The sequence below is a fragment of the Aquabacterium sp. TM01 genome (genome assembly GCF_057808345.1).
Genome location: NZ_AP046529.1, coordinates 2,713,888 through 2,736,233, shown reverse-complemented (window position 1 = coordinate 2,736,233; position 22,346 = coordinate 2,713,888). Strand labels below are relative to the sequence as shown.

General features: G+C 63.5%; 23 protein-coding genes and 1 tRNA gene. 19 read left to right on the top strand and 5 right to left on the bottom strand.

The features are described from left to right. The first annotated feature begins 100 nt into the window (after positions 1-100). The 8 genes from rpmI (at position 101) to AC3WW4_RS12475 (ending at position 6,519) form a co-directional block, all read left to right on the top strand. On the top strand, positions 101-304 hold the full coding sequence (gene rpmI, locus AC3WW4_RS12510; protein ID WP_300153127.1) for a 50S ribosomal protein L35: 204 nt from the start codon (positions 101-103) through the stop codon (positions 302-304). Positions 305-341: 37 nt separating this feature from the next. Continuing rightward, a complete protein-coding gene (gene rplT, locus AC3WW4_RS12505; protein WP_035034889.1) occupies positions 342-701 on the top strand; it encodes a 50S ribosomal protein L20 in 360 nt (119 codons plus the stop codon). A gap of 117 nt (positions 702-818) precedes the next feature. Beyond that, positions 819-1,856 carry a phenylalanine--tRNA ligase subunit alpha gene (locus tag AC3WW4_RS12500; RefSeq protein ID WP_488828822.1) on the top strand — a complete coding sequence of 346 codons (1,038 nt, stop codon included), beginning with the start codon at positions 819-821 and terminating at the stop codon, positions 1,854-1,856. 10 nt (positions 1,857-1,866) lie between these two features. Beyond that, a complete protein-coding gene (gene ahr, locus AC3WW4_RS12495; protein ID WP_488828821.1) occupies positions 1,867-2,898 on the top strand; it encodes an NADPH-dependent aldehyde reductase Ahr in 1,032 nt (343 codons plus the stop codon). A gap of 69 nt (positions 2,899-2,967) precedes the next feature. Next, positions 2,968-5,397 (top strand): phenylalanine--tRNA ligase subunit beta, encoded by a 2,430-nt coding sequence (gene pheT / locus AC3WW4_RS12490; RefSeq protein WP_488828820.1) that lies wholly within the window; start codon positions 2,968-2,970, stop codon positions 5,395-5,397. Positions 5,398-5,417: 20 nt separating this feature from the next. Further along, positions 5,418-5,777 (top strand): integration host factor subunit alpha, encoded by a 360-nt coding sequence (locus AC3WW4_RS12485; RefSeq protein ID WP_339582594.1) that lies wholly within the window; start codon positions 5,418-5,420, stop codon positions 5,775-5,777. Positions 5,778-5,838: 61 nt separating this feature from the next. After that, positions 5,839-6,381, top strand: coding sequence for a MerR family transcriptional regulator (locus AC3WW4_RS12480; protein ID WP_488828819.1), 543 nt, complete (start codon positions 5,839-5,841; stop codon positions 6,379-6,381). Positions 6,382-6,442: 61 nt separating this feature from the next. Then, positions 6,443-6,519, top strand: a tRNA-Pro gene (locus AC3WW4_RS12475). Positions 6,520-6,633: 114 nt separating this feature from the next. On the opposite strand, the gene AC3WW4_RS12470 is transcribed toward AC3WW4_RS12475, so the two are convergent. Then, a complete protein-coding gene (locus tag AC3WW4_RS12470; protein ID WP_488828818.1) occupies positions 6,634-7,296 on the bottom strand; it encodes a protein-L-isoaspartate(D-aspartate) O-methyltransferase in 663 nt (220 codons plus the stop codon). A gap of 19 nt (positions 7,297-7,315) precedes the next feature. Further along, positions 7,316-8,122, bottom strand: a complete 807-nt coding sequence (locus tag AC3WW4_RS12465; RefSeq protein WP_488828817.1) for a MerR family transcriptional regulator — start codon at positions 8,120-8,122, stop codon at positions 7,316-7,318. Between the two features lie 119 nt (positions 8,123-8,241). Here AC3WW4_RS12465 and AC3WW4_RS12460 point away from each other — a divergent pair, with 119 nt between their 5' ends. Further along, the gene (locus tag AC3WW4_RS12460) at positions 8,242-9,927 is read left to right on the top strand and encodes a long-chain-fatty-acid--CoA ligase (RefSeq protein ID WP_488828816.1); all 1,686 of its coding nucleotides are present in this window, start codon (positions 8,242-8,244) and stop codon (positions 9,925-9,927) included. A 2-nt stretch (positions 9,928-9,929) separates the two neighbouring features. Further along, complete coding sequence (locus AC3WW4_RS12455; protein WP_488828815.1) at positions 9,930-10,523, top strand: chalcone isomerase family protein; 594 nt, start codon at positions 9,930-9,932, stop codon at positions 10,521-10,523. An 87-nt stretch (positions 10,524-10,610) separates the two neighbouring features. On the opposite strand, the gene ubiE is transcribed toward AC3WW4_RS12455, so the two are convergent. From ubiE to AC3WW4_RS12440, 3 genes are read right to left on the bottom strand one after another with little or no spacing between them, the layout of a single operon-like run. Beyond that, a complete protein-coding gene (gene ubiE, locus AC3WW4_RS12450; RefSeq protein WP_488828814.1) occupies positions 10,611-11,342 on the bottom strand; it encodes a bifunctional demethylmenaquinone methyltransferase/2-methoxy-6-polyprenyl-1,4-benzoquinol methylase UbiE in 732 nt (243 codons plus the stop codon). Between the two features lie 20 nt (positions 11,343-11,362). Continuing rightward, complete coding sequence (locus tag AC3WW4_RS12445; protein ID WP_488828813.1) at positions 11,363-12,658, bottom strand: BaiN/RdsA family NAD(P)/FAD-dependent oxidoreductase; 1,296 nt, start codon at positions 12,656-12,658, stop codon at positions 11,363-11,365. Between the two features lie 41 nt (positions 12,659-12,699). Continuing rightward, complete coding sequence (locus AC3WW4_RS12440) at positions 12,700-13,884, bottom strand: GGDEF domain-containing protein (RefSeq protein ID WP_488828812.1); 1,185 nt, start codon at positions 13,882-13,884, stop codon at positions 12,700-12,702. A 214-nt stretch (positions 13,885-14,098) separates the two neighbouring features. Between AC3WW4_RS12440 and AC3WW4_RS12435 the strand changes: the two genes are divergently transcribed. The 9 genes from AC3WW4_RS12435 to AC3WW4_RS12395 all read left to right on the top strand — a co-directional run bounded on the left by AC3WW4_RS12435 (position 14,099) and on the right by AC3WW4_RS12395 (position 22,323). Further along, positions 14,099-14,917, top strand: a complete 819-nt coding sequence (locus AC3WW4_RS12435; RefSeq protein WP_488828811.1) for a TIGR00266 family protein — start codon at positions 14,099-14,101, stop codon at positions 14,915-14,917. Then, complete coding sequence (locus AC3WW4_RS12430) at positions 14,914-15,780, top strand: EI24 domain-containing protein (protein WP_488828810.1); 867 nt, start codon at positions 14,914-14,916, stop codon at positions 15,778-15,780. Before AC3WW4_RS12435 ends, AC3WW4_RS12430 begins: the two co-directional genes overlap by 4 nt. After that, positions 15,777-16,571 (top strand): competence/damage-inducible protein A, encoded by a 795-nt coding sequence (locus AC3WW4_RS12425; RefSeq protein ID WP_488828809.1) that lies wholly within the window; start codon positions 15,777-15,779, stop codon positions 16,569-16,571. The genes AC3WW4_RS12430 and AC3WW4_RS12425 overlap by 4 nt, the downstream gene beginning before the upstream one ends. A 12-nt stretch (positions 16,572-16,583) precedes the next feature. Continuing rightward, positions 16,584-16,742 (top strand): hypothetical protein, encoded by a 159-nt coding sequence (locus tag AC3WW4_RS12420; RefSeq protein ID WP_488828808.1) that lies wholly within the window; start codon positions 16,584-16,586, stop codon positions 16,740-16,742. A gap of 107 nt (positions 16,743-16,849) precedes the next feature. Beyond that, positions 16,850-18,268, top strand: a complete 1,419-nt coding sequence (gene glnA, locus AC3WW4_RS12415) for a type I glutamate--ammonia ligase (protein ID WP_488828807.1) — start codon at positions 16,850-16,852, stop codon at positions 18,266-18,268. 145 nt (positions 18,269-18,413) lie between these two features. Continuing rightward, positions 18,414-18,956, top strand: a complete 543-nt coding sequence (locus tag AC3WW4_RS12410; RefSeq protein ID WP_488828806.1) for a hypothetical protein — start codon at positions 18,414-18,416, stop codon at positions 18,954-18,956. A 21-nt stretch (positions 18,957-18,977) separates the two neighbouring features. Then, positions 18,978-20,099, top strand: coding sequence for a nitrogen regulation protein NR(II) (glnL, locus tag AC3WW4_RS12405; RefSeq protein WP_488828805.1), 1,122 nt, complete (start codon positions 18,978-18,980; stop codon positions 20,097-20,099). Between the two features lie 51 nt (positions 20,100-20,150). Beyond that, positions 20,151-21,734, top strand: coding sequence for a nitrogen regulation protein NR(I) (gene ntrC / locus AC3WW4_RS12400; RefSeq protein ID WP_488828804.1), 1,584 nt, complete (start codon positions 20,151-20,153; stop codon positions 21,732-21,734). A gap of 97 nt (positions 21,735-21,831) precedes the next feature. After that, complete coding sequence (locus AC3WW4_RS12395; protein WP_488828803.1) at positions 21,832-22,323, top strand: glycine zipper 2TM domain-containing protein; 492 nt, start codon at positions 21,832-21,834, stop codon at positions 22,321-22,323. Positions 22,324-22,346: the final 23 nt, after the last annotated feature.

Here is a 22,346-nt window from a genome sequence, read left to right as displayed (position 1 = left end):
TTGGTCGCCACCACCATTGGCTCAAAGTGCCTGCAGGCCATCAAGACACGGAAGTGGTATTTCGTGGCGCCTGGCAGGAACAACTTAAAAGGAGCAGAACATGCCCAAAATGAAGACCAAGAGCAGTGCGAAGAAGCGTTTTCGCGTTCGCCCGGGTGGTACCGTCAAGCGCGGTCAAGCCTTCAAGCGCCACATCCTGACCAAGAAGACCACGAAGAACAAGCGCCAGCTCCGCGGCGCCGTCAGCGTGCACGAAACCAACATGGGTTCCATCGCTCAGATGTTGCCCATGGCCGGTCTCTGATCTTTTTGTCCTGATTCATCGCTGAAGGAGTTAATCCATGCCTCGCGTCAAACGTGGTGTAACAGCCCGCGCTCGTCATAAAAAAGTTCTCGCCCTGGCCAAGGGTTTCCGTGGTCGCCGCAAGAACGTGTTCCGCATCGCCAAACAGGCTGTCATGAAGGCTGGGCAGTATGCCTACCGCGACCGCCGTGCCAAGAAGCGTGAGTTCCGCCGTCTGTGGATCGCACGTATCAACGCCGGTAGCCGTGCTTTGGGCCTGACCTACAGCAAGTTCATCGCTGGCATCAAGAAGGCGTCGATCGAGATCGACCGCAAGGTGCTGGCCGACATGGCCGTCAACGACCCGGCAGCTTTTGCCAGCATCGTTGAAAAGGCCAAGGCTCAACTGGCTGCTTGATCTTCAAGCAATCAGCAAGATGCTGCGCCCGGCTGCATCTGTTCAGGGCAACCTGAGCGGGCAGGCGGGTGATTCAAAGGCCAACCGTGTGTTGGCCTTTTTTTTCGACACAAGACAATGAACGATCTCGACGCACTGGTTCTGTCCGCCCAAGAGGCTTTCACTGCCGCCACGACCCCGGCTGACCTGGAGAACGCCAAGGCGCGCTTCCTGGGCAAGTCTGGCAGCGTGACCGAGCTGCTCAAGGGCATGGGGGCACTCACTCCCGAAGAGAAGAAGACCCGTGGCGCCGCGATCAACCAGGCCAAGCAGCGGGTCGAGGCTGCGCTCACCGAGCGCCGTCAGGCCCTGGCCGACGCCGAACTGGCGCAGCAATTGCGCGCCGAAAGCCTGGACGTGACCCTGCCGGGTCGCCGTCGTGGCGAAGGCGGTCTGCACCCGGTTTCCTTGAGCATCGAGCGCATCGAAGGCATCTTCGGCTCGATGGGCTTTGCCGTGGCCGATGGCCCCGAGATCGAGACCGACTGGTTCAACTTCACGGCGCTCAACACGCCGGAAGACCACCCCGCGCGTTCGATGCACGACACCTTCTACGTGGAAGGCGGCCACCTGCTGCGCACGCACACCAGCCCGATGCAGGTGCGTTATGCCGTGCAACACGTCCAGCGCCACGCCGAAACGATGGCTAAAGGCGAGCGCATGCCCGATCTGCGCGTGATCGCGCCGGGCCGCACCTACCGTGTGGACAGCGACGCCACGCACTCGCCCATGTTCCACCAGTGCGAAGGCCTGTGGATTGGCGAGAACGTCAGCTTCACCGACCTGAAGGCCATGCTGGGCGACTTTTTCAGCACCTTCTTCGAAACCGACGAGCTGGACATCCGTTTCCGTCCGTCCTTCTTCCCGTTCACCGAGCCGTCGGCCGAGGTGGACATTGCTTTCGCCTCGGGCCCGCTGAAGGGTCGCTGGCTGGAAGTGGGCGGGGCAGGGCAGGTGCACCCGAACGTGGTGCGCAACTACGGATTGGACCCCGAACACTACATCGGCTTCGCTTTCGGCCTGGGCCCAGACCGTTTGACCATGCTGCGCTATGGCGTCAACGACCTGCGCCTGTTCTTCGAAGGCGATCTGCGCTTCCTGCAACAGTTTCAGTGAAGGACACGCCATGAGCACCGCCACACCGATCCGCGCTTGGGCCGCACAGGCCCTGAACCAGCCTGTGGTGCCGTTCTCTTACGACCCGTGTCCTCTGGGCGCCGAAGAGGTGGAGATCCGTGTCGAGCATTGCGGTCTGTGCCACTCCGACCTGTCGGTGATCGACGGCGAGTGGGGGCCGGCGGCGTATCCCGTCGTGGGCGGTCATGAGGTCATCGGCTCTGTGGTGGCTCTGGGCCCTCAGGCGCGTGGTCTGAAGCTGGGGCAGCGCGTGGGCCTGGGCTGGATGAGCGGCAGTTGCATGGCCTGTGCGCCCTGTCTGAGCGGTCAGCCGCAGATGTGCCGCGCCGGCGTGCCCACCATCATCGGTCACCACGGTGGCTTTGCCGAGCGCGTACGTGCGCACTGGCTGTGGGTCGCCCCGATTCCCACGGGGCTCGACCCGACGGATGCCGGCCCGTTGCTGTGCGGGGGTGTGACGGTGTTTTCGCCGTTTCTGAACTTCGACATCAAGCCGACGCACCGCGTGGGTGTGGTGGGCATTGGCGGTCTGGGCCATCTGGCCTTGCAGTTTGCGCGCGCCTGGGGGTGTGAGGTCACGGCCTTCACGTCCAGTGACTCCAAGCGTGAGGAAGCCCTGCAGATGGGCGCCCATCATGTGGTCTCCAGTGTGGATGCCACGGCCATGAAGGCCCTGCGCGGACGGCTCGACATGGTGTTGGTCACGGTGAACGTGATGCTCAACTGGAAGGCCTTGATGAGCACACTGGCGCCCAATGGCCGACTGCATCTGGTCGGGGTGCTGCCTCAGCCTATGGAGGTCGAGGCCGGCCCGCTGATCGGTGGCCAGCGTAGCGTGTCGGGTTCGCCCACGGGCTCGCGCCAGGACATCGACACCATGCTGGAGTTCGCTGCCCGCCATGGCATCAAGCCGCAAACCGAACACTTTCCGATGAGCCGCCTCAACGACGCGCTCGATCACTTGCGCGCCGGCAAGGCTCGCTACCGTGTGGTGCTGGACGCTGATTTCGAGCAGGCCTGAGCCCGCTCTTCGCGCCCCTTCCTCACCCTCGCACGGTTCACTGAACACAGATACCCAAGGATCCCTGACATGCAATTCCCCGAGTCCTGGCTGCGCAGTTTCTGCAACCCCGACCTGAGCACCCAGCAACTGGCTGACCTGCTGACCATGGCCGGTCTGGAAGTGGAAGAGTTGCAACCCGTGGCCCCGGCCTTCACCGGCGTGGTGGTGGCGCAAGTGCTGGAGGTGGCCAAGCACCCGGATGCCGACCGGCTGAACGTGTGCAAGGTGGACGCCGGCACGGGCGAGGTGCTGCAGATCGTTTGCGGCGCCCCCAATGTGCGCCCCGGCATCAAGATCCCTTGTGCCACGGTGGGCGCCGAACTGCCGCCGGGCGCGGACGGCAAGGTCTTCAAGATCAAGCTGGGCAAGCTGCGTGGGGTCGAGAGCCAGGGCATGCTGTGTTCGGCCCGCGAACTGGGCATCTCGGAAGAGTCCAACGGCCTGCACATCCTGGCCGAAGACGCGCCCATTGGCGTGAACATCCGCGAGCACCTCAAGCTCGACGACACCCTGTTCACCCTCAAGCTCACCCCCAATCTGGCACATTGCCTGAGCGTGGCCGGTATCGCCCGCGAGGTCTCGGCCTTGACCGGTGCACCGCTGAACTTGCCGTCGATCGAGCCGGTCCAGCCAGGCGTCGACGCGGCGTTGAAGGTGACAGTGCAGGCACCCGAGCTGTGCGGCCGATTTGCCGGTCGTGTCATCCAAGGTGTCAACCCCCAAGCGAAGACGCCGGACTGGATAGTCGAGCGTTTGGCGCGCTGTGGTCAGCGCCCGGTGTCGGCCTTGGTCGACATTTCCAACTACGTGATGTTCGAGCTGGGCCAGCCCTCGCACGTGTTCGACCTGGACAAGATCCAGGGCGAGCTGCAGGTGCGCTGGGCGCAGCCGGGTGAAACGCTCAAGCTGCTCAACGGCAACACCGTGACGCTGGACAAGCAGGTCGGCGTGATCGCCGCGGGTGCGCAGGTCGAGTCGCTGGCCGGCATCATGGGCGGGGACGAGACCGCCGTGGGCGATGACACCCGCAACGTCTACCTGGAGGCCGCTTTCTGGTGGCCCAAGGCGATTGCCGGGCGTGCACGCCGCTACAACTTCTCGACCGACGCCTCGCACCGCTTCGAGCGGGGTGTGGACCCCGCGCCCACCGTTCAGTATCTGGAGCGCATCACCCAACTGATCCTCGACATCTGCGGTGGTCAGGCCGGTGCCGTGGATGACCAGGTTCTCAAGGAAGCCGAGCGCAAGCCGGTGACCTTGCGCCTGTCGCGCGCCCAGCGTGTGATCGGCATGCCGGTCACGCTGGCCGAGTGCCAGACCGTGCTCCATCGCCTGGGTCTGCCTTACAGCACGGTCGCGCGCGGTGAGGACACCGACCTCGTTGTGACGCCGCCGAGCTGGCGCTTCGACCTGCAGATCGAGGAAGACCTGATCGAGGAAGTGGTGCGCGTGATCGGCTTTGACAAGCTGCCCAAGCGTGCGCCTCTGGCCCCCGTGACCCCCTTGGTGCTGCCGGAAGCGCGTCGCAGCCTGCACACGGTCCGTCATGAGGTGGCCGCGCGCGGCTATCAGGAAGTGATCACCTTCAGCTTCGTGGAAGAGCGCTGGGAAGCCGACTTTGCCGGCAACACCCAACCCATCCGCGTGCTCAACCCGATTGCCAGCCCGCTGTCCGTGATGCGCTCGACGCTGATCGGCAGCCTGGTCGAGGTGCTCAAGACCAACCTGTCGCGCAAGGCTGAGCGCGTGCGCCTGTTCGAAGTGGGCCGCGTGTTCAAGCGCGACGCCGCGGTGGTGGACAGCAACCTGACCGTGGCCGGCTTTGACCAGCCGGTGCGCGTGAGCGGTTTGGCCTATGGCCCCGCCGATGCCCTGCAGTGGGGCGCCGCTGCCCGAAACGTCGATTTCTTCGATGTGAAGGGCGATGTCGAGGCACTGCTGGCACCACGTCAGGCCACCTTTGTGGCGGCCGAGCATCCCGCCTTCCACCCGGGCCGTTGTGCCCAGGTGCTGGTGGCTGGGCAGCCTGTTGGTTTTGTGGGCGAGTTGCACCCGAAGTGGCGTCAGGCCTACGACCTGCCTTTGGCGCCGGTGTTGTTCGAGTTGGATGCCAGTGTGCTGAGCCAGCGCGTCGTGCCCGCGTTCCAGCCGGTGCCGCGCATGCAATCGGTCTTCCGTGACCTGGCCCTGGTGGTGAGCGACACCACGGCGCACGATGCCGTGATCGGCGCGATCACGCAGGCAGCGACCGATGGCCTGGTGCGTGGCGCTCGCCTGTTCGACATCTACAAGCCCAAGACCCTGGTCGCCGGCATGGCCGAGAACGAACGCAGTCTGGCCGTGCGCGTGGAGTTGCGTGACGACGAGCAGACCCTGACCGACGAACGCGTTGACGCAGCCATGCAGGCGGTGTTGGCGGCGGTGGGCGCGGCCGTGGGTGCGCGCGTGCGCGCTTGAGGCCGGGGAGGGCCGTCGACATGAATGACAAGATCAGTGACCTGACCGTGCTGCTGCCGACCATCGAAACGCCCACCCTGACCAAGGCGGAGTTGTCGGAAATGCTGTTTGACCGTCTGGGCCTCAACAAGCGTGAGTCCAAGGACATGGTCGAAGCCTTTTTTGAGTCGGTGCAAGGTGCCTTGGTTGAGGGGCAGGATGTGAAGTTGTCGGGTTTTGGCAACTTTCAGATTCGCCGCAAGGCCGCCCGTCCGGGGCGCAATCCGCGCACCGGTGAGGTGATTCCCATTGAGGCCCGCAACGTTGTGACCTTCCATGCGAGTCAGAAGCTCAAGGGCATGGTGCAGGGTGACGTTCCTTCGGACGAAGACTTGGAGTAAAGTCTGAAGCCCTTGCCCGCTGTAGATCATGCGGGCAATGTTTTTCATGCTTTAGGGACACATGGACCGCGTCGACAGCGCTTTGCCGCCCATTCCTGCCAAACGTTACTTCACCATCGGTGAGGTGAGTGAGTTGTGTCTGGTCAAGCCCTATGTGCTGCGGTATTGGGAGCAGGAGTTCGTCCAGCTCAAGCCGATGAAGCGCCGGGGCAACCGCCGCTATTACCAACATCATGAGGTCTTGCTGATCCGCCGCATTCGTGAATTGCTGTACGAGCAGGGTTTCACGATCAGTGGTGCGCGCAACCAGCTGGCCGAGGGCGGTGCCCATCGGCATGTTCACGAGGCGGAGGACGTGGATCTGCCCGTGGATTCAGCTGTGGCGACCTCGCCTGTGGGGTTGCCTGCCCATGCCGTGAGGGCCGGCGCTGCATCGCCGACGTGGAGCGGCGGTTCATCCAGCCGCGCCCTGCAAGCCAGTGTGTCGGCCACGGTGGGAGCGGCGTGGGGCGCCCCCGACTTGTCTGAGATGCAATCGCTGGATGCGCAGACGGTGCTGGCTTTGCGCGAGGCACTGGTGTCGATTCGCGATTTGTTGGCTTGATGCAAAAAACTTTGGGTGTCTTGCAAAAAGCTGGATTTCCATCCTATAATTTAATTCTTGTCGGGGCGTAGCGCAGCCTGGTAGCGCACTTGCATGGGGTGCAAGGGGTCGCGAGTTCGAATCCCGCCGCCCCGACCAAGAAATAGCCGAAACCCGGTATCGAAAGATACCGGGTTTTCTGCTTTCTGGGCCCTGCGCCGCCCCTGCGAACCCAGGGCAGCCCTTTGAGTCAAGCCCTCGGGCAGCGCCGAATCAGTGGGTCAAGGGAACGAAGACCACTGGCAGCACATCGCGCTCTTCCAGTTGACCCTTGGCACCTTTCCTGATCACCTTCAGATTCTGTCCCAGGTAAGGGAAGCCCACCGGCATCACGAGCACACCCCCGGGCTTGAGTTGCTCGATGAGGGCTGTGGGCACCTCGTGGCTCGCAGCCGTCACGATGATCGCGTCATAAGGGGCATGCTCGGGCCAGCCGAGGCTGCCGTCACCGGGGCGAACGCTGACGTTGTGATAGCCCAGGCGCTGCAGTCGCTCCTTCGCTTCTTCGGCCAGGGCAGGAATGACCTCGATCGAGTAAACGTGCTTGACGAGCCCAGCCAGGACGGCCGCCTGGTAACCAGACCCCGTGCCGATTTCCAGAACCACCTGATCCGCTTGTGGCTCGAGCAACTCCGTCATCAGGCCCACGATGTAGGGCTGCGAAATCGTCTGACGGTGCCCGATGGGCAGGGGCATGTTCAGGTAGGCCGAGTCTTGAAGATGGGCGGGCACAAAGGCATCGCGATGCACCTGTCGCAGGGCCTGCATGACGCGCTCGGACAGCGAGGACCGGCCCGTCATGTCCTGCGTGCCGCGCACTTCGGCTTCGATTTCCTGGAGCAGGGCGTCATGGGCACGTTGATGGATGTTGCTCAAGGTGCCTCCCCACTGTTGGTCAGTCGCGAAGTTTGCGCTGTTTCTGGATGCTGCGGTCGAATTCTTGCTGCAGCACCACGGGGAATGCGGCACTGATGGAGCCGATGGCGAGGGGCCGCAAGCGCTCGAACAAGGCCTTCAAGGGTTCGACCACGCTGCCGTCGGTGGCTTTGCCGTGGGCGCTCTCGGCCTTGGCCGCCACGTCCTTGGCCAGGCTCAGAAACAGCTGTTCGACGTAGGCCTTGGCAATGATGCGGGTGTGCTCAATCAAGGTGTCCTGCAGATCCAGCACCGTGTCCAGCGGCACATGCAGTTCGGCCAATTGGATGCCGATGCGTTCCAGTGCTGGGCTGAGAATCTCGACCTCGTCAGGGCCGAGACGTCTGTAGAGGCCATTCTGGCTCAGGCGCTCTTTCTGCTCGGGGGTGGCTGGGGTGGCCCAATGCGCGGCCATTTCTGACAAGGCTTTGCGCTTGGGGGCTTCCACCGTGAAGAAGGTGGTCGAGAACAGGCCGCTGATCAGCGAATACTCGGACCAGGCCCCTTCCGGGGTGTTCTCCAGCATGTCTTTGATTGTGTCCAGGCGAAAGCCTTGCTGGCGCAGATCGCGGATCAGCTCCAGCTTGCCTTGGTGCTCGTGGTCGTACAGGCCGAGCCGGCCTTTCAGGCGCGGCGGTGGCATGAGGCCGGCCGTCTGGTATGCGCGGATGTTGCGCACACTCACGCCGGTGCGTGCCGACAATTCCTCCACGGTGAGTTCCGGGTCGGTGCTGTCGGGCGCACGGGTGGGGCGGGCGCGTGAAGAATTGGCAGATTTGGGATGCATCGTCGGGGCGAACGCTGAATGGTCGACATGATACCGACCGCATGTTGCAGAGTTAATGTAACATTCGGCTTGTTGTGTTAATGCGGCTGGTCGTGCACGCGCCGTCGTCCGAGGTGTTCATGGAAAAAATCTGGTTGAAGCATTACCCTGCCGGCATGCCGCAGGAGATCGACGCGAGCCAATATGGCTCGCTGGTGGCCCTGCTGGACGAGGCCATGCGCAAGTACAAGGACCGTGTGGCGTTCCGCTGCATGGGCGCTTCGCTGACGTATGCCGATCTGGACCTGTTGTCGGCACGTGTGGCGTCGTGGCTGCAGGCCAAAGGCCTGAAAAAGGGCAGCCGCGTGGCGGTGATGATGCCCAATGTCTTGCAGTACCCGGTGGTCGTCGCAGGTATCTTGCGCGCGGGCTGCGTGGTGGTCAACGTCAACCCGATGTACACGCCGCGCGAGCTGGAGCACCAGTTGCACGACAGCGGCGCCGAGGCCATCTTCATCCTCGAGAATTTTGCGACCACGCTGCAGGCCATCCAGGCGCGCGGCCACCTCAAGCATGTGGTGGTGGCCTCCATGGGCGACCTGATGGGCTTGGTGAAGGGCGCCTTGACCAACTTCGTCGTACGTCGTGTGCGCAAGATGGTGCCAGCCTGGTCGCTGCCGGATCACCACCGCTTTGGCCAGGTGCTGGCCGAGGGCGCACGCCAGGCCTACCAGCCGGTGCCGCTGACGCCCGACGACGTCGCCTTCCTGCAGTACACCGGCGGCACCACGGGCGTGTCCAAGGGGGCCACGCTGCTGCAACGCAACCTGCTGTCCAATGTGCTGCAGTGCGAGGCGTGGCTGATGAATGGGGTGGACCGTCAGGCCTTTCCGCAGCTCAATGTGGTGTGCGCCTTGCCGCTGTATCACATCTTCGCGCTGACGGTGTGCGCGCTCATGGGCATCCGCAACGGTGCCTGCATGCTGCTGATCCCGAATCCGCGCGACATTCCCGGCTTCATCAAGGAGCTGTCGCAGTTCCGCTTCCACCTGTTCCCGGCCGTCAACACGCTCTACAGCGGCCTGATGAACAACCCCGAGTTTGCCAAGCTGGACTTCTCCAGCCTGCAGGTGACGATCGGTGGTGGCATGGCGGTGCAGCGTGCCGTGGCCGAGCGCTGGAAGGCCATCACCGGCAAGCCGATCATCGAAGGCTATGGCCTGTCGGAGACCTCGCCGGTGGCGTCCTGCAACCCCAACAACATCGAGCTGTACACGGGCACCATCGGTCTGCCGCTGCCGTCCACCGAGGTGTCCATCCGTGACGATGAAGGGCAGGAAGTGGCGCTGGGTCAAGCCGGCGAAATCTGCATCCGTGGCCCTCAGGTGATGGCCGGTTACTGGCACCGTGCCGAGGAAACCGCCAAGGTCATGACTACGGACGGCTTCTTCAAAACCGGTGACGTGGGCGTCATGGACGAGCAGGGTTACGTCAAAATCGTGGACCGCAAGAAGGACATGGTGCTGGTGTCGGGCTTCAACGTTTACCCCAATGAGGTGGAGGACGTGGCCGTCCTGCATCCAGGGGTGTTGGAGGCTGCCGTGATTGGTGTGCCGGACGCGCATTCCGGCGAGGCGGTGAAGCTGTTTGTCGTGCGCCGTGACCCGGAGCTGACGAAGGAAGACCTGGCCGAGTTCTGCAAGGAGCAGTTGACCGGCTACAAGCGACCCAAGTACATTGAATTCCGTGATGACTTGCCCAAGTCCAACGTGGGCAAGATTTTGCGCCGCGAATTGCGTGACGCTGACCTGAAGAAAGCCGCCTGATCATGACCTCCCTGACCAAGAAACTCGCCGGTGCGGCCCTTTCTGCCTTGTTGTTGACTGCCTTGCCGATGGCGCATGCCGCCCGTGAGGTCGGCGGTGTCCGCTTTGAAGATCAGCTGACGCTGGCCGATCAGGCCTTGGTGCTCAACGGCGCAGGCATGCGCGTCAAGATGATCATCAAGGTGTACGCGGTGGGCCTGTACGTGCCGCGTCGCGATGTGTCGGCAGCTTCGGTGTTGAACCAGCCGGGGCCAAAGAGTGTGCGCATCGTGTTGTTGCGAAGCGTGTCTGCCGAGCAGCTGGCCGAGAGCCTGGTGACGGGCATCGAAGACAATGCGACCTCGGCCGAGCAGGCGGTCCTGCGCAAGCGTCTGGAGGCGCTGCAGGCCACGATGCTGAAAGTAGGGGAGGCGCAAAGGGGCGCCGTGATTCAGCTCGATTACGTGCCCGGCCAGGGCACTCACATCACGCTGGGTGGCAAGGCGCTGGGGCAGGACATTGTCGGCGAAGACTTCTACCGTGCCCTGCTCAAGATCTGGCTGGGTGAGCGCCCGTCGGACAATGCCCTCAAGCGTGATCTCTTGGGCGTGTCTTGAACTTCCTGTGCGCATGAAAAAGGCCGGTTTTGCAACCGGCCTTTTTTTATGTCTGTGAGCGTCGAAGGCTCGGGGATCAGCGGGTGATCAGCACTTGATGCCCATGTGCATGGCGACGACGCCGCCGGTCATGTTGTGCACGTCGACGTGGCCGAAGCCAGCTTCCTTCATCATGCCCTTGAGAGTGGCTTGATCGGGGTGCATGCGGATGGATTCGGCCAGGTACTGGTAGCTGGCGGCATCGCCGGCCACGAACTGACCGAGTTTGGGCAAGACCTTGAAGGAGTACCAGTCGTAGACCTTCTCCAACGGCTTGGCGACCTTGGAGAACTCCAGCACCAGCAAACGGCCACCGGGCTTGAGGACGCGGCACATTTCGGCCAGGGCCAGGTCCTTGTGCGTCATGTTGCGCAGGCCGAAGGCCACCGTGACGATGTCGAAGGTGTCAGTGGGGAAGGGGAGCTTTTCTGCATCGCACAGGGTGGTGGGCAGGGCCACACCGCTGTTGAGCAGGCGGTCGCGACCGGTGCTCAGCATGGCTTCGTTGATGTCGGTGTGCACGACCATGCCGCTGGGGCCCACGCGCTTGGCGAAGGCCTCGGACAGATCGCCCGTGCCGCCGGCGATGTCGAGCACCTTGTGGCCTTCTCGCACGCCGCTGGCGGCGATGGTGTAGGTCTTCCACAGGCGGTGCAGACCCATCGACATCAGGTCGTTCATGATGTCGTACTTGTTGGCGACCGAGTCGAACACACCGCGAACGCGTTGTGCCTTCTGGGACTCGTCTACCTGCTGGAAACCGAAGTGCGTGCTGCTCATGTTGGCATCTTACTACCGGGTTAGCCCGCTGTTGCCCCAGGGGTGGGGGAGAGGGACCGGCCGCAGGCCACACCGCTGGCCCAAGCCCATTGGAAGTTGTAGCCGCCCAGCCAGCCGGTCACATCGACCACTTCGCCGATGAAGTACAGCCCCGGCACTTTTTTGCTCTCCATGCTTTGGGAGCTGAGCTCGTGGGTGTCGACGCCGCCGGCCGTGACCTCGGCCTTGGCATAGCCCTCAGTGCCGTTGGGCACGATGGACCAGGCATTGGCCGATTGACCCAGGGCGTCCAGGTCCTTGTCCTTGAGTTCGGCCAGGGCAGCGTCGGGGCGCAAGCTGGGCGAGATGCGCACGGCCTGTTCGGCCAGCCACGTTTGCGCGAGGCGCTGTGGCACGGCTTCACCCAGCGCACGGGCCCACTCGGTGGAGAGTTGCTTGCGCGAGCCCGTCTTGGCTTGCTTGAGGCTGCCTGCAAGGTCGCGCTGCGGGGTCAGGTTCAGCGTGAGGGCCTCACCGGGTTGCCAGTAGCTGGAGATTTGCAAGATGGCCGGGCCACTGAGGCCGCGGTGGGTGAAGAGCAGGTCTTCGAGAAACAGTGGGGCGCCACCTTTGGCGCGCTTGCCTTTGGGGTTGCCCGCCGCAGGCGTGCTGACCTCGACCTCCAGCGAGATGCCGGCCATGGGCACAAACGGCGCCCAGGTGTTGGCAGAGAAGGTGAGCGGCACGAGTGCCGGGCGCAGGGGCACAATCTGGTGGCCCAGTTGGGCGGCCAGCTTTTGCCCGAAGTCGGTCGCACCGATCTTGGGGATGGCGAGCCCGCCGGTGGCGATCACGACCTGGTGCGCACGGATGAGGCCACGGTCCGAGTCGATTTCAAAGCGCACGGCCTCGGTGTCGGCGGCATTCAGGGGCCGAACGGCCTTCACGGCGCAAGGCTGCCAGCGCGTGACCTGACCGGCCTCGCACTCGCGCAGCAGCATCTGGATGATGTCGTTGGCGCTGTGGTCGCAAAACAGTTGGCCGCGGTGTTTTTCGTGCCAGGCAATGCCGTGGCGCGCCACCATGGCGAGGAAGTCCTGCGGGGTGAAACCCGCCAGGGCCGAGCGGCAGAAATGGGGGTTCTCGCTGAGAAAGTTGGCCGGCGTGACCTCACGGTTGGTGAAGTTACAGCGCCCGCCCCCCGAGATGCGGATTTTTTCGGCGACTTTTGGGGTGTGGTCCAGCAGCAGCACCTTCAGACCACGTTGGCCTGCGACACCTGCACACATCAGACCGGCTGCGCCTGCGCCGATCACCACCACATCGTAAGAAGACATGCTGCGATTGTCGCCGCTGCGGGCCGGTGGCCGTGCTGTCCTCAGAAGCCGCTGTGACCGAGCGTCTGGCTGGGGGCGAACACGGGCATGCCGTCGTCATCTTCGGCCGAGACGAAACGGGAGTCGCCCTGGCTACGGGCTTCATCCAGAGCGAGCAGGGCGCGGCGGATGGCGTCGGTCAGTTTTTCGTCGGCTTGCACCTGCACGACACCAAAGCTCAGGCTCAGGGCTTGTTGTTGCAGCGATTGGCGGCTGCGTTCAATGTGGCGCACCATGCGCTGCGCCACATGCAGCGCGTCCTTGACCGTGGTATCGGGCAACAGGGCCACGAACTCGTCGCCACCGAGTCGGCCCATCAGGTCGCGGGTGCGCAGCAGACGACGGGCACTACCGGCAACCAGTTTGAGTGCCTCATCACCGGCGGCATGGCCGTGCTTCTCGTTGATGGTCTTGAAGTGGTCGATGTCGAACAGCATCAATGCGGCCGAACCGGGGGGGCTCAGCCGCAGGGCCTGCGAGCCCATTTCGATGAAGTGACGCCGGTTGGGCAACTGCGTGAGCATGTCGAAGTCGGCCATGACGCGCAGTTGCCGGTGAGATTCGCGCAAATCGTGCTCGGTGCGCTCGTAGGTCAACAGCAGGCAGATGTAGACCGAGAAAATGACGCCGGCCACCAGCGCCACCAGCACGGCCGGTTGCTGGATGTGGTCGGGGGCGGTGACGGGTGCTCCCCAGCTGCTCAGGCCCGACAGCAGGCGGGGGACCTGGATCAGTGCGGCGGACACCAGGTATAGCAGCAAGGCCTTGAGGTAAGGACTTTGACGCCAATCGCGGATGGCGTGGATTTGCCACGCTGCGTATAACAGAAAGCCGATGCTCACGAAGCTGAAGCTCGCCACGCGTGCGCCCAGATCGTCTGGCAACTGTTGGCTCAAGGTGAGCAAGGCCCAAAAGCCGAGTGCCAGCAGGGCCGCGTCCATCCAGTGTGGGGTGCGGAAATCGGTGCGGGCGTAGAACTGCCGCATGCCGGTCAGCATGGTCATGGGCCATTGCAGCCACAGCAGGACAGACAGGGCGGGCAGCCAGGGATGGGCATCGCGCAGCAGCAGGCACACGGCGCTGAGCAGGGTCAATCCTTGGGCCGCAGTCCACCACCAGTAACCCCGGTAGGTGCGCTGGGTCAGGCCCACCAGTGTCATGATGACGGTGGTGGTCAGGAGCACCACGCAAACCACCAGGGCGAGGGTTGGGAGATGAAGCGACATCGAAGAGGGTGTGAGGCGGCTGGTGTGGGCAGTGTGACATCAGGGCGTTTCGATCTCGGCCACAATGACCACCAGCCTCAGCCCTGTTGCTGTGACATGCAGGGCATTGTGCGCCCCGCGGCGGGGGGGATGACACCCCATTTCCTGGGGTGAGTCAATTTGTGGAGTTTGAGTCATGGCCATGGATGTGGTGGATTACGAGATCAAGGGTGCCGAAATGCAGTTCGTGGAGGTCGAGCTCGACCCCGGCGAAGCCGCCATCGGCGAGGCGGGAGCCATGATGTTCATGGAGGCCGGTGTCGATATGGACACGGTCTTCGGCGATGGCTCGGCGCAGCAAGGCGGCGGCCTGTTCGGCAAGTTGCTGGGTGCCGGCAAGCGCCTGATCACGGGCGAGAGTCTGTTCACGACCGTCTACACCAACCAGTCCAGCGCCAAAAAGCGGGTGGCCTTTGGGGCACCGTATCCGGGCAAAATTTTGCCCATGGACCTGCGTCAGTTGGGTGGTACGCTGATCTGTCAGAAGGACGCCTTCCTGTGTGCGGCGCGCGGGGTGTCCCTGGGCATTGCCTTGCAACGCAAGTTGGGGGCCGGCTTTTTCGGTGGTGAAGGCTTCATCATGCAGAAGCTGGAGGGCGATGGCATGGCGTTCGTGCATGCGGGGGGCACGGTGGTGCGCCGCGATCTGCAGCCGGGCGAGACCCTGTTCATCGACACGGGCTGTGTGGTGGCCTACACGCAAGGCGTGGATTTCGACATTCAGTACGTGGGCAAGATCAAGACGGCCTTGTTTGGGGGGGAGGGCGTCTTCCTGGCCCGCGTGACCGGGCCCGGGCAGGTGTGGCTGCAGAGCTTGCCTTTCTCACGGCTGGCGTCGCGGATTTTCGCAGCCGCCCCTCAGGCGGGGGGGCGCAGCCGTGACGAAGGCTCTTTGTTGACGGGTGTGGCAGGGGGCTCCCTGCTGGGCGGGCTGCTGGGCGGAGACCAGGAGTGAGCGCGAACGCGCCCCCCTTGGGTCGCATGCTGGACGCCGGCTGGCGTGCGCTGGCCTATTGCCTGATGCCGCAGGTGATCTGGCTCTCGCTGTTGCCCCTGCTGCTGGCGGTGGTGGTGCTGGGTGGCCTGGCTTGGTGGGGATGGGGCGATGGCGTGGCCTGGGTACGCACGCTGCTGGATGGCTGGTCCGTCAGCCAGCACGTGCTCGCAGCCCTGGACAGTTGGGGGGTGCCGCAGTTGCGCATGGCCCTGGCTCCACTGGTGTTGGTGCTGGTCGTGATCCCGCTGGTGGTGGTGATGTGCCTGCTCCTGGTGGCGGCTTTGATGACGCCGGCCCTCGTCAAGCTGGTGGCGCGTCGGCGTTTTCCGGCGCTGCAGTCTCGCCATCAGGCCTCGGTATGGCAGAGCCTGTGGTGGTCGTTGCGAGCGACGGTGCTGGCGCTGTTGGCCCTGGTGGTGAGCCTGCCGCTGTGGCTGCTGCCACCGCTGGCCGTGGTGCTGCCACCCTTGATCTGGGGCTGGTTGACGTACCGCGTGCTGGTGTTTGACACCCTGGCCGATTGGGCCACACCGCAGGAGCGCGATCACTTGCTGCGTGCGCACCGACCGGCCTTGCTGACCATGGGCGTGATCGCGGGTTACCTGGGTGCGGCCCCGGCCGCGCTGTGGGCCCTGGGCGTGATGGCGCTGGCCCTGGCGCCCTTCATTTTGTTGTTGTCGGTGTGGATCTACACCCTGGTGTTTGCATTCGCGGCTCTGTGGTTCGCGCACTACCTGCTGCCGGCGTTGAGCGCCCTGCGTGCCGAGCCGACCTCTCTTGATCCCTTGATGCCGCCGCTGGCGGCTGGTGAACCCTCATGATCGGACTCATCATCATTGGCGACGAAATCCTCAGCGGACGACGTCAGGACAAACATCTGAGCAAAGCCATCGAGTTGCTGGGTGAGCGTGGCATGGCGCTGTCGTGGGCCCGCTATGTGGGCGATGACCCCGAGAGGATTACAGCCGACCTGCGGCATGCGTTGGACAGTGGTGATGTGGTGTTCTCGTTCGGCGGCATCGGTGCCACGCCGGACGACCACACCCGTGCCTGTGCGGGCCGCGCCGTGGGGCGCGCACTGGCGCTGCATCCGCAGGCTCGGGAGCTGATCTTGCAGCGTAGCCAGGAGATGGCTGAGGAGGCCGGGCAGGACTTTGATCCGTCCGCACCTGACAGCCTGCGTCGTCTGCAGATGGGCTTTTTCCCGGAAGGCGCGACCATCATTCCCAACCCCTACAACCGGATCCCGGGCTTTTCTCTGGAGGGCCGTGTGCACTTTCTGCCGGGTTTCCCGGTGATGGCCTGGCCCATGATGGCCTGGGCACTGGACCATCTGCACCGTGATCTACAAGGCCGATCGCAGACCCGTGAGAAGGCCGTCGTGGTGTACGGTGCCATCGAGTCCCTGTTGACGCCCTTGATGATTTCGATCGAGGACCGCTTTGCGCCCGTCAAGGTGTTCAGCCTGCCCAGCGTCGACCACCCTGTGCATGGTCGCCACATCGAACTGGGGGTGAAAGGGCCACCCGAACTGGTGGAGGCCGCCTTCGACGCCTTGCAACAAGGCCTGATCCAGTTTGGTGCGGAGACAGGCCCCATAACGGTGCGTTGATGTCACGGCACCATGCGGCGCACCGTTATGGTGCACTGCGGTGAGGCCTATGAAATCGGTGTGGTCAAAGAGGGCAGCGCCTTGTACAGTCGACCCCTGTTTCAGTGCGCAGGCGCCCGGTGGTGGCGCGTGATCGCCCGTGCGGTGTCCAACATGATCGGCAGTGTGTGACCTCGGTGGGCACGCTTTCTGCTAGTAAACTGGGCGCTGTTTCCGGATCTCTTGAAACAGCTTCAAATTTCTCGCTTTTACATTCAGCCTCTGGCTAGGAGCATCTGATGGCCAACAAGACCGTCGCCGACGTGATGAAGATGGTGAAGGACAACGAAGTCAAGTTCGTTGACTTCCGTTTTACCGACACCCGCGGCAAAGAGCACCACACCACGGTGCCCGTTTCTCACTTTGACGAAGACAAGTTCGAATCGGGTCACGCCTTTGACGGTTCGTCGATCGCCGGTTGGAAGGGCATCGAAGCCTCCGACATGCTGCTGATGCCGGACCCCAACACGGCCAACATCGACCCCTTCTTTGAAGAGCCGACCCTGCTGCTGACCTGCGACGTCATCGACCCGCATGACGGCAAGCCTTACGAGCGCGATCCTCGCTCGCTGGCCAAGCGCGCTGAAGCCTATCTGAAGGCTTCGGGCCTGGGCGACACCGCTTTCTTCGGTCCGGAACCCGAATTCTTCGTGTTCGACTCGATCCGCTGGGGCAATGAAATGTCCGGCAGCTTCTTCAAGATCGAATCGGAAGAGGGCGCCTGGAACACCGGTACGTCCTACGAGCATGGCAACAACGGCTACCGTCCCACCGTCAAGGGTGGCTACTTCCCCGTGCCTCCCGTTGACTCCGGTCACGACATGCGCTCGGAAATGTGTCTGATCCTGGAAAGCCTGGGCATTCCCGTTGAAGTGCACCACCACGAAGTGGCCAACGCCGGTCAGATGGAAATCGGCACCCGCTTCAGCACCCTGACCGAACGCGCTGACTGGCTGCAACTGCAGAAGTACGTGATCGTGAACGTGGCCAATGCCTACGGCAAGACCGCCACCTTCATGCCCAAGCCCATCGTTGGTGACAACGGTTCCGGCATGCACGTTCACCAGTCCATCTGGAAGGACGGCAAGAACCTGTTCGCTGGCGACGGCTATGCGGGTCTGAGCGAATTCGCCCTGTACTACATCGGCGGCATCATCAAGCACGCCCGTGCACTGAACGCCATCACCAACCCGGGTACGAACTCGTACAAGCGTCTGGTGCCTGGCTTCGAAGCTCCGGTGAAGCTGGCTTACTCGGCCAAGAACCGTTCGGCTTCGATCCGTATTCCTTACGTCGCCAACCCGAAGGGTCGCCGTATCGAAGCGCGTTTCCCCGATCCTTCTGCCAACCCGTATCTGGCCTTCGCGGCCCTGATGATGGCCGGTCTGGACGGCGTGGAAAACAAGATCCATCCGGGCGAAGCCGCCACGAAGGATCTGTACCATCTGCCGCCCGAAGAGGACGCACTGGTGCCGACCGTCTGCCACAGCCTGGATCAGGCTCTGGAATACCTGGACAAGGACCGCGCGTTCCTGACCAAGGGTGGCGTGTTCACCAATGAGTACATCGACGCCTACATTGACCTGAAGATGCAGGAAGTCACTCGTTTCCGTATGGCCACCCATCCGGTTGAGTTCGACATGTACTACAGCCTGTGATCTTTCGGGACCAGGACTAGGATTGACATCCCGATACAAAGGGCGGCGCGAGTCGCCCTTTTTTCTTGGCCTCGGCGGCCGCGCAGGCGGAACCGCTGGGGCATACTGGGATCGCACCTCAGGCTTAGTACTACCGAATCAGGACATGAAGCACTTCACCTTGTCACCTTGCCTCGCTTTTTCACGGCTGTGGCGTCCGTTCGCCTGCCTGACATTGGTGCTGGCGCCGGCAGGGGGCGTGTACGCCGAGGTCTACCGTTGCCCAGGGAATTTGTACACCGATGCGCTGTCGCCGAAAGAGGCCGCAGCCAAGGGCTGCAAGACGCTGGACGGCGCACCGATCACGGTGATTCAGTCTGCCACCCCGCGGGCGGCATCGAATGCCAATCGCAGCGCAGGCAGCTCGGCCGCGAGCGGCTCGCCTGAGAACAAGGTGGCGTCCGAAGAGCAGAAGGCCCGTGACACCGATGCCCGCCGCATCCTGGAGGCCGAGCTTCGCAAGGAAGAGGCGGCTCTGGAGGCCTTGAAGAAGGACTACAACAACGGCCAGCCCGAGCGTCGTGGTGACGAGCGCAACTATCAAAAGTATCTGGACCGCGTCAATGAAATGAAGGCTTCCTTGACGCGCAAGGAAGCAGACGTGGCCTCTTTGCGGCGCGAACTGAGCAAGTTCGGCGGCGCGAAGTAACGCATCCATTGGAACCCCGGGATGGAGAGATCCCCGAGAACGAGCGACACTCAGTGGCAGGAGCTGACGCAACACAGCCTGCCGCCCCACCTGGAAACCCTGGACCACTTGGCCACCATGGTGTCGGTGGTGACGCCAGATGGGCTGTGCCTGTATGCCAACACGGCTTTCGAGGAAGCCCTGGGTTTGTCTCGGCGTGCCATGCTGGGCATGTCGATTTTTGACTGGCTGGTGGATGCGAGCGTGCTGCGTGACATCGTGGCCGCCGTGGCGCGCAATGATTACGCAACCAGTCGCCTGAACGCTGAATTGAAGCGTCACCTGCATCTGCAGGTGGGCGAGGTCATGTCGGTGCAGGTGATTGCCACGCGCCTGGAGCATGGCGACCTGGTGCTGGTCGAGCTGGTTGAAGCGGAGCAGCAGACGCGTCAGGAGCGGGAAGAGCGCGTGCTCGATCAGGCGAAGGCCAACAAGGAGCTGATCCGCAACCTGGCCCACGAGATCAAGAACCCGCTGGGCGGGATCCGGGGTGCGGCGCAGTTGCTGCAAATGGAGCTGGAGTCGCGCTCGCTGACCGAGTACACCCAGGTGATCATCCACGAAGCCGACCGGCTGCAGTTGTTGGTGGATCGGTTGCTGGCGCCGCACCGGCGTCCGCATGTGGTGGGGGATGTGAACATCCACGAGGTGTGTGAGCGGGTGCGTTCGCTGATTCTGGCGGAGTTCCCCAGGGGCTTGCGCGTCTGGCGTGACTACGACACGTCCTTGCCCGAGTTTCGGGGCGACCGCGAACAGCTGATCCAGACGGTGTTGAACATTGCGCACAACGCGGCGCAGGCGCTCATCGAGCGGGTGGCGGCGGGCGATGCCTTGTTGACGCTGCGCACGCGGGTGGCGCGGCGGGTGACGATCAACCGCCAGTTGCACCGCCTGGCACTGGTCTTGCATATCGAAGACAACGGCCCGGGGATTCCGGAGTCCATCCGTGATCGCATTTTTTACCCGCTGGTGTCGGGGCGTGACGGGGGCTCTGGCCTGGGTCTGACTCTGGCTCAGACCTTCGTTCAACAGCATCAAGGCACCATCGAATGTGAAAGCGAGCCCGGACGCACGGTATTCAAGATCCTGATACCGCTGCCCTGAAGTCCGGTCTGGCGTCGCATGCGGTTCGGGATGCCCTAACCAGTCAGCAGCATGAAACCTATCTGGATCGTTGACGACGACCAATCCATCCGCTTTGTGCTTGAGAAGGCACTGGCGCGCGAGGAACTTCCCGTGCGAAGTTTCACCAACCCCCGCGACGTGCTCATCGCGCTGGACGATGACGAACCGCAGGTGCTGGTGTCGGACATCCGCATGCCCGGGGGCTCCGGCATTGACCTGCTGAGCAAGGTCAAGGAGCGTTTGCCAGGGCTGCCCGTCATCATCATGACGGCCTACTCTGATCTGGACAGCGCCGTGTCGGCCTTCCAGGGCGGGGCGTTCGAGTACCTGCCCAAGCCGTTCGACCTGCCCAAGGCGATCGAGCTGATTCGCCGCGCGGTGGACGAGAGCGTGCGGGAGGAAGTGATCGATGAGCGCGTGACGCAGATGCCCGAGATGCTGGGGCAGGCGCCGGCGATGCAGGATGTGTTCCGCGCCATTGGCCGGCTGAGCCAGAGCAATGTGACGGTGATGATCACCGGCGAGTCGGGCTCGGGTAAGGAGTTGGTGGCGCGGGCGCTGCACAAGCACAGTCCACGGGGCAATGGTCCCTTCGTAGCGATCAACACCGCCGCCATACCGAAAGATTTGCTGGAGTCGGAACTGTTCGGCCACGAGCGTGGTGCCTTCACGGGTGCGCAAACGATGCGCCGCGGGCGTTTCGAACAGGCCGATGGGGGCACGCTGTTCCTGGACGAAATCGGCGACATGCCGTTTGACCTGCAGACCCGCTTGCTGCGGGTGCTGAGCGACGGGCAGTTCTACCGCGTGGGGGGGCACCACCCGATCAAGAGCAATGTGCGCGTGATCGCGGCCACGCACCAGAACCTGGAAGAGCGGGTGCGCCAGGGCGTGTTCCGCGAGGACTTGTTCCATCGCCTGAACGTGATCCGCCTGCGTCTGCCGGCGCTGCGGGAGCGTCGCGAAGACATTCCGACGCTGACGCGCTTCTTCCTGCAAAAGAGCGCGAAGGACCTGGGTGTGGAAGCGAAGCGGATTTCCGAGGCAGCGCTGGCGCGCTTGGCGGTGTTCGATTTCCCCGGCAATGTGCGCCAACTGGAAAACGTTTGCCACTGGCTGACGGTGATGGCGCCGGCGCAGGTGATCGAGAGCAAGGATTTGCCCCCCGAGTTGCTGAATGGTGCGTCTGACCCGCTGGCGCCTTTGGCGCCGCTGAATGCCATGCCCTCGGGCTTGTCGAGCCCGGTGGTTGCCGAGCTGGGGGGGGCAGGGGTGCCGGTGTCTCTGGATGAGGCCTTGTCGGGCGCCGCTGGGGCATCCATCGGCGCGTTCAATGGTGGTGCGCACGATGCCGTGCCGCCTGCGTCGCTGACCGAGGTGCTGGGGGTGTCGGCCACGCCAACGTGGTTGCGTGATCTGGAGCGGGATGCCCGCCAGCGCCTGGAAGTGGGGCAGCCGGATGTGTGGGATGCGCTGACCCGTCAGTTCGAGGCCTGCATGATCCACACGGCCCTGGAGCTGACCCGTGGTCGCCGCATCGAGGCGGCGCAGAAGCTGGGCATCGGGCGCAACACCATCACCCGAAAGATCCAGGAACTGGGCATGGATGAGTGAGAGGCGGGCAGCACTGCCTGTCTGCCTCGGCTACAGTGAGGGCATGGTGCAGTGTCAGGAGATGCTGCGCGTCTGTTCTTGCGATCCGAGGTTCACTATGAAGCAAATGATGTCGATGGCCGCCAAGGCCCTCTCTGTGGTGTCGCTGTGTGTGTTGGCAGCCTGTTCCACCACGAGTCCGGATGTGATCAAGCCCGGCGATGCCCAGCGCCTGTCTCAGGTGGCCGACGGGGTGGTGCTTAATGTGCGCCCGGTGGTGGTCGAGGGCAGCCAGAGTGGCATTGGCGGCGGCAGCGGTGCCGTGATCGGTGGCATTGCCGGGGCCGGCTCGACCAGCAATTCCCGGGGCTCGGCCATGGCTGGCGTGGCGGGTGCCGTTGTGGGTGCCGTGGTGGGCCACGCGGTGGAGCGTTTTGGCACCCGCGAAAGTGCGGTGGAAATCCTGCTGCAGTTGTCGAGCGGTGAACGCCGTGCCATCGTGCAGGCTGAAGGCAATGAAGCCTTCAAGCCCGGTGACGCCGTGATTCTGGTGACGACCGGCGGCAAGACGCGCGTGATGCTGGCGCCGAAGGTCAACGCGCCGCGTTGAAGTTGAGCCCTCTGCCTCTGGTC

What these genes read in the sequence shown, in the direction of transcription:
- rpmI (WP_300153127.1), top strand. Translation starts at nt 101, where the DNA reads ATGCCCAAAATGAAGACCAAGAGCAGTGCGAAGAAGCGTTTTCGCGTT.
- rplT (WP_035034889.1), top strand. Translation starts at nt 342, where the DNA reads ATGCCTCGCGTCAAACGTGGTGTAACAGCCCGCGCTCGTCATAAAAAA.
- AC3WW4_RS12500 (WP_488828822.1), top strand. Translation starts at nt 819, where the DNA reads ATGAACGATCTCGACGCACTGGTTCTGTCCGCCCAAGAGGCTTTCACT.
- ahr (WP_488828821.1), top strand. Translation starts at nt 1,867, where the DNA reads ATGAGCACCGCCACACCGATCCGCGCTTGGGCCGCACAGGCCCTGAAC.
- pheT (WP_488828820.1), top strand. Translation starts at nt 2,968, where the DNA reads ATGCAATTCCCCGAGTCCTGGCTGCGCAGTTTCTGCAACCCCGACCTG.
- AC3WW4_RS12485 (WP_339582594.1), top strand. Translation starts at nt 5,418, where the DNA reads ATGAATGACAAGATCAGTGACCTGACCGTGCTGCTGCCGACCATCGAA.
- AC3WW4_RS12480 (WP_488828819.1), top strand. Translation starts at nt 5,839, where the DNA reads ATGGACCGCGTCGACAGCGCTTTGCCGCCCATTCCTGCCAAACGTTAC.
- AC3WW4_RS12465 (WP_488828817.1), bottom strand. Translation starts at nt 8,122, where the DNA reads ATGCATCCCAAATCTGCCAATTCTTCACGCGCCCGCCCCACCCGTGCG.
- AC3WW4_RS12460 (WP_488828816.1), top strand. Translation starts at nt 8,242, where the DNA reads ATGGAAAAAATCTGGTTGAAGCATTACCCTGCCGGCATGCCGCAGGAG.
- AC3WW4_RS12455 (WP_488828815.1), top strand. Translation starts at nt 9,930, where the DNA reads ATGACCTCCCTGACCAAGAAACTCGCCGGTGCGGCCCTTTCTGCCTTG.
- ubiE (WP_488828814.1), bottom strand. Translation starts at nt 11,342, where the DNA reads ATGAGCAGCACGCACTTCGGTTTCCAGCAGGTAGACGAGTCCCAGAAG.
- AC3WW4_RS12445 (WP_488828813.1), bottom strand. Translation starts at nt 12,658, where the DNA reads ATGTCTTCTTACGATGTGGTGGTGATCGGCGCAGGCGCAGCCGGTCTG.
- AC3WW4_RS12435 (WP_488828811.1), top strand. Translation starts at nt 14,099, where the DNA reads ATGGCCATGGATGTGGTGGATTACGAGATCAAGGGTGCCGAAATGCAG.
- AC3WW4_RS12425 (WP_488828809.1), top strand. Translation starts at nt 15,777, where the DNA reads ATGATCGGACTCATCATCATTGGCGACGAAATCCTCAGCGGACGACGT.
- AC3WW4_RS12420 (WP_488828808.1), top strand. Translation starts at nt 16,584, where the DNA reads ATGCGGCGCACCGTTATGGTGCACTGCGGTGAGGCCTATGAAATCGGT.
- glnA (WP_488828807.1), top strand. Translation starts at nt 16,850, where the DNA reads ATGGCCAACAAGACCGTCGCCGACGTGATGAAGATGGTGAAGGACAAC.
- AC3WW4_RS12410 (WP_488828806.1), top strand. Translation starts at nt 18,414, where the DNA reads ATGAAGCACTTCACCTTGTCACCTTGCCTCGCTTTTTCACGGCTGTGG.
- glnL (WP_488828805.1), top strand. Translation starts at nt 18,978, where the DNA reads ATGGAGAGATCCCCGAGAACGAGCGACACTCAGTGGCAGGAGCTGACG.
- ntrC (WP_488828804.1), top strand. Translation starts at nt 20,151, where the DNA reads ATGAAACCTATCTGGATCGTTGACGACGACCAATCCATCCGCTTTGTG.
- AC3WW4_RS12395 (WP_488828803.1), top strand. Translation starts at nt 21,832, where the DNA reads ATGAAGCAAATGATGTCGATGGCCGCCAAGGCCCTCTCTGTGGTGTCG.